Here is a 5,069-nt window from a genome sequence, read left to right as displayed (position 1 = left end):
ATTGTTAGGGTCCAGCATACCATTCAGGGATGCAGAGGTATGCGTGAAATTGCGCATGGTGGTATTCAGGTTGCGGATAGCATCCTGCAGGTTGCCTTTCGCGGTAGTGTCCAGGATGGCATTTACAGCCATCAATACAGAATCGATATTGGAGAGGGTGCCTTCCAGTTTTTTTACCAGTGGGTTCAGCTGTTCTTTCAGCGCATCTGTCATGGAGCCGTCTACTGCGGCGTAGATGGTATCACCACTTTTCAGATATTCGCTGGCGTTACCCAGGTCGAGTTGTACTGTTTTGGTACCCAGCAGGTCGCTGCTGATGCGGGCAACAGAGTTGCGTGGGATGTCAATCTTTTTGGTAATGGTGATGGCTACCAGGATCCTGGAGGCATCTTTATCCATTACTTCCAGGTTAGCTACATTACCCACCACTAAGCCGTTCACCTGTACGGCGTTGGCCGGTTGTAAACCGTTTACCTGCTTATAAACAGCATAAATGGTTTTATTATGTGAAAAAAGGCTCTTTCCCTTCAATAAATTAAAGCCCAGCACAAGTAAGGTTATACCCAGCACCGTTAATACACCAACTTTGGTTTCATTAGATAATTTGAGCATGAGATTCGTATACGTTCACGCAAAAATAATCAAAAAGGATGCACGGGAAGTGATCGTGTAAAAATGTTAGTAATAAAAAAGAGGAAAGGGGGGAAAGAATAGAGGGGTATCGGGGGGAGTGGGGAAGATTAGCAGGAGGTAACAAAAGCGTCTTTAAATCCCAGTTTACGGGCCTTACGCAGGGCCCCCGAGGCTTGTTGATCTGTTTTGAAACGCCCCCACATATATTTGTTTAGTTTTTTTTTATTCATCACAATCTGTTGGCGGTTGATATCACCATGGAGCTTCCTGAAAATGGAAGCTCCTGGTTTATAAAATTTATCTGTGATCAGCAGTTGTACACAATAGCGGTCATCCTGTTGTGGGTTGACAGGCTTGCCATCGCTGCTTTTTCCTGATTTCAGGTAAGCATGTGTATTGTTGTTTTTAGAAGAGATGCTGGTGGTAGCTGGCTGTGAATTGCGGTTGTTGGTGAACCTGTCGAGTTCATCACGGTAACGCTTAATCGCTTTATAGATACAATTGGCCAGTTCCTGTTGTCCATTGCCGGAGTTGAGGTAGTCTTCTTCTTCGGGGTTGCTGATAAATCCAAGTTCCACCAATACGCTGGGCATGGCAGTGGCGGAAAGTACCCAGATACCTTTTTCATTTCTTTGTCTTGCGCCGCGGCTGATACGTCCTACCCGGGTAAATTCGTCTTCAATAAGGGTAGAGAGGCGTAGGCTCTGGTCGAAGTAGGAGTTTCGCAGGGTATTGAGCAGGATGAATGTTTCCGGATCATCTCCCAGCAGTTGTTTGCTTTCTTCTGAGTTGTCATCCAGTACGATAACGGAATTTTGTTTGAGGGATTCCATTTTAGCATTGTTCTTGCTGGTGGCCCATATATACGTTTCCGTGCCTTTGGCATTGCTGGGGTAGTAGGCATACACCGGTTGTTTAACGGCAATTTTCTTCTTTCCTTTTTTACGGTATACGGTTTTATAATCCACTACTTTACGGATCTTACCAGTTGAATTACAGTGGATAGACACGAACAGTTCTCCTTTGTTGTCGTTGGCGATCTGGGCTTTTACGCGGGGATCGTCAAATCTGTCACTTTTTCGTGTATACACTACCTTTACATCGGGCATGTTTTCTTCCAGGATCTTTCCCAGTTTCAGGGCTACTTCGAGGGTTACCTGTTTTTCGGTAGAGTAGCTACCTTTGGCTCCGGGATCTGTACCGCCGTGGCCGGCATCAATCACAATCGTTCGTATAGGCTTATCCTGTTTAGTAGAAACGGGATTATTTTTGGCCTGAATAAAAAAGGTACAGGTGAATAGTGTTCCCAGTCCTAAAATCCAAAATCGGTTCCAGCGCATGATTCTCATTTTAATGGGTGCTGTTTATCACAAAAAATAAAAAAATAAGTTTATCTGTTAAATTAATCATTGTCTTGCTCCAAGCGCGTTTACACCACCTTTCTATATATCAGTTCTCAAACATTACAAGTTACCATTTGTAATAAATTGTATAAAATCTTGTAGGTTTGTGGCCGCCATAGCACATGAACAATAGCTACAAAAATAATTATAAAAAGTTTTTTCGACATACATACCTGGTTTTTGCCGGTATGTTCATTGCCATTCCCTTTATTATAGATGCAGTAGCAGGCCCCAGGCCACACGCTGCATCGTTTTTTAACAAAAGTTTGGCAGATACAGTCCCTGTGATCCGGAAAGATACCGGTAAAACCAAACCAGCTGCTGTTAATCCACCTGCCGTGGTGGATACCAGTGTGTTGTCAAAAGGAACGGATACCAGCGGATCGGTGACAGTCGATACCTTGTTTGTTCCAAAGATATCAAAAGACACGCTGGATGCGCCAGTTAATTATAAAGCGAAGGATTCTATTATCCTGATGGTGCCTGATAAACGCTTTTATTTGTATGGTACTGCCAACACAAAATACAAAACCATTGACCTTTCTGCCGAAAAAATGAATTTCGACCAGGAAACCGGTATCCTGGAGGCGACCAACGCCAAAGATACCGCTGGTAAACTGTTTGGCGGCCCTGTCATGAACGACGGCGGTCAAAGTTTCGAATCGGATACCCTCCGCTATAATTTTACTTCCCAGAAGGCAAAGATCTATAATACCCGGTCTCAGTACGGAGAAGGTTACATTCATAGTGAACTGACCAAAAAAGCAGCGGATAATACCATCTTCGGCTTTAAAAATGGTTATACCACCTGTAACCTGGATACGCCGCATTTCAGCTTCCGGGCCCGCAAAATAAAGGTTATCCCTGATAAACTGGTTATTTCCGGTCCGGCTAACCTGGAAATTGAAGGGATTCCTACTCCTTTGTACATTCCTTTCGCCATTTTTCCTATCACGCAGGGGCAGCGTTCGGGTATTTTGCCGCCGCAGTATGTGGTAAACCAACAGAAGGGGATCGGACTGGAAAATGGGGGATATTATATAGGGTTGGGCGACAATTTTGACCTGACGATGCGGGGAGACGTATACTCGTATGGTAGCTGGAGCCTCACGGGGAGCCCAACCTACCGCAAACGATACAGATATAACGGGGGCCTTAACCTGAGCTTTGCCAATACCCGCTTCGGCGATCCGGCAGTAAAGTCGGAATTCAGTACCTCCAAGGATTTCCGGGTTACCTGGAACCATAGTATGGACAGCAAGGCCCGTCCGGGGGTGAATTTCGGAGCGGCAGTGAATTTTGGTACATCTTCCTATAATAAGTATAACGTGTATGATTATAATACGCGTGTAAATAATAACATCGGGTCTTCCATTACGTTTTCCAAAACCTGGATTGGTAAGCCTTATAACCTGACGATGGGCTTGAACCATTCTCAGAACCTTAGTACCGGGGATGTATCTATTTCCTTTCCGGATGGAACCTTTACGGTGAATACCATTTATCCTTTCCAGCGGAAAGAATTGATAGGCAGCCCCAAATGGTATGAAAAAATAGGGGTTTCCTACAATACCGTACTGCGTAACCAGGCTAATTTTAAAGATTCGCTGTTTGGTAAGCAGGCCATGTTTGACGCGATGCAAACCGGCATGCAGCACAATATTCCGATCTCGTTCTCTATCCCGGTGTTTAAAACCTTTACGTTATCTCCGGGTATTAACTATACAGAATACTGGTATACCAAGAAGTTTAACCGTACCTGGGATCCGAATAAATTTAATCAGGGACAGGGTACCTATGGCGCAATTGATACTGCTTACGAGGCGGGTTTCTTTACCGCGCGTGATATTAGTACCAGCATGTCGTTGTCTACCGCATTATACGGTATGTATGCGTTTGGCAAAAATTCCAAGATCAAAGCCATTCGCCACGTGATGCGTCCTACGTTGAGTGCCAGCTACCGGCCGGATCTGAACCCTAACCTCTATAAGGAATTACAGTATAATAATGCAGGGGATAAGTCCATGGTATCTGTATATGATGGTGCTATTATTGGCGTACCTGCGCCGGGTTCATTTGGTGGTTTGAACTTCGGGTTGGATAATAACCTGGAGATGAAGGTATTCTCGAAAAAGGATACTACTGGCAACCATGAACGAAAAATAAAACTGCTGGATGGATTTGGTATCAATGGTAGCTATAACCTGGTGGCAGATTCCTTTAAGCTATCGACTTTCAGTTTATATGCCCGTACCAATTTGTTCGACAAACTGAATATTTCCGCCAGTGGTAACCTGGATCCTTATCAGACTGATGCCCGTGGTAACCGCATTGACAAATACGTTTGGCAGCAAGGGAAGATCAGTCTGGGTCGTCTAACCAACGCCAGTATTTCCATGAGTACTTCGTTCCAGTCGAAGGATAAAAAGAGCAAAGACAAAGAACAAACAATAGATTCTATACAGAACGCCCAGAGTACCGATGCTGCTTTTGCTGCACAACAGCGGCAGTTGGCAATGGTACGTAACAATCCTGGCGAGTACGTGGATTTTGATATTCCATGGCGTGTGGATCTTTCCTATAGCTTATCTTATACCAATACTGTTATCCCGGATTCCGGTGGTGTGGTAAAGCGTATCACCCAATACGTTAGTTTCAACGGTGATTTTAGTCTTACGCCAAAATGGAAGATCGGATTGAATAGTGGTTTTGATTTCACCAATATGCAGATCGCTTATACGAACATGTATATCTCGCGTGACCTGCACTGTTGGCAGATGTCTATTAACCTGATACCGTTTGGTACCTTCCGGCAGTTTAGTATTACCATCAACCCGAAAGCGGGTATCCTGAGGGATCTGCGAATAAACCGATCGAGACAGTTTTACGATTTGTAGTGCGATTTTTTGTCTTACTCAGGATTATACTGATTTAGATGATTTTCCAGATTTTACTTTTTTGATTTTAGAAGAAATAAAAAAGATTAGCGAAGACCAATGTGGATATCCGCATTTATCTTCGCTAATCTTTTTT

General features: G+C 44.1%; 3 protein-coding genes. 1 reads left to right on the top strand and 2 read right to left on the bottom strand.

Features of this window, described 5'->3' with window-relative positions:
- Both VIP81_RS27705 and VIP81_RS27700 read right to left on the bottom strand, forming a co-directional pair.
- Window positions 1-612, bottom strand: a 612-nt coding sequence (locus VIP81_RS27705; RefSeq protein WP_331969107.1) for an MlaD family protein, incomplete at its 3' end; no start/stop codon positions are given.
- A gap of 128 nt (window positions 613-740) precedes the next feature.
- A complete protein-coding gene (locus VIP81_RS27700; RefSeq protein ID WP_331969104.1) occupies window positions 741-1,973 on the bottom strand; it encodes an N-acetylmuramoyl-L-alanine amidase in 1,233 nt (410 codons plus the stop codon).
- Window positions 1,974-2,224: 251 nt separating this feature from the next.
- Here VIP81_RS27700 and VIP81_RS27695 point away from each other — a divergent pair, with 251 nt between their 5' ends.
- Complete coding sequence (locus VIP81_RS27695; protein ID WP_331969101.1) at window positions 2,225-4,933, top strand: putative LPS assembly protein LptD; 2,709 nt, start codon at window positions 2,225-2,227, stop codon at window positions 4,931-4,933.
- Window positions 4,934-5,069 lie beyond the last annotated feature (136 nt).

The sequence above is a fragment of the Chitinophaga sp. genome, assembly GCF_036566945.1.
GTDB lineage: Bacteria > Bacteroidota > Bacteroidia > Chitinophagales > Chitinophagaceae > Chitinophaga.
The sequence above is the reverse complement of the archived record's forward strand: the minus strand, read 5'-3'. Positions and strand labels throughout refer to the sequence as shown.

Excerpts from the sequence above, each read along its gene's own strand:
- VIP81_RS27700 (WP_331969104.1), bottom strand. The coding sequence starts at position 1,973 with ATGCGCTGGAACCGATTTTGGATTTTAGGACTGGGAACACTATTCACC.
- VIP81_RS27695 (WP_331969101.1), top strand. The coding sequence starts at position 2,225 with ATGTTCATTGCCATTCCCTTTATTATAGATGCAGTAGCAGGCCCCAGG.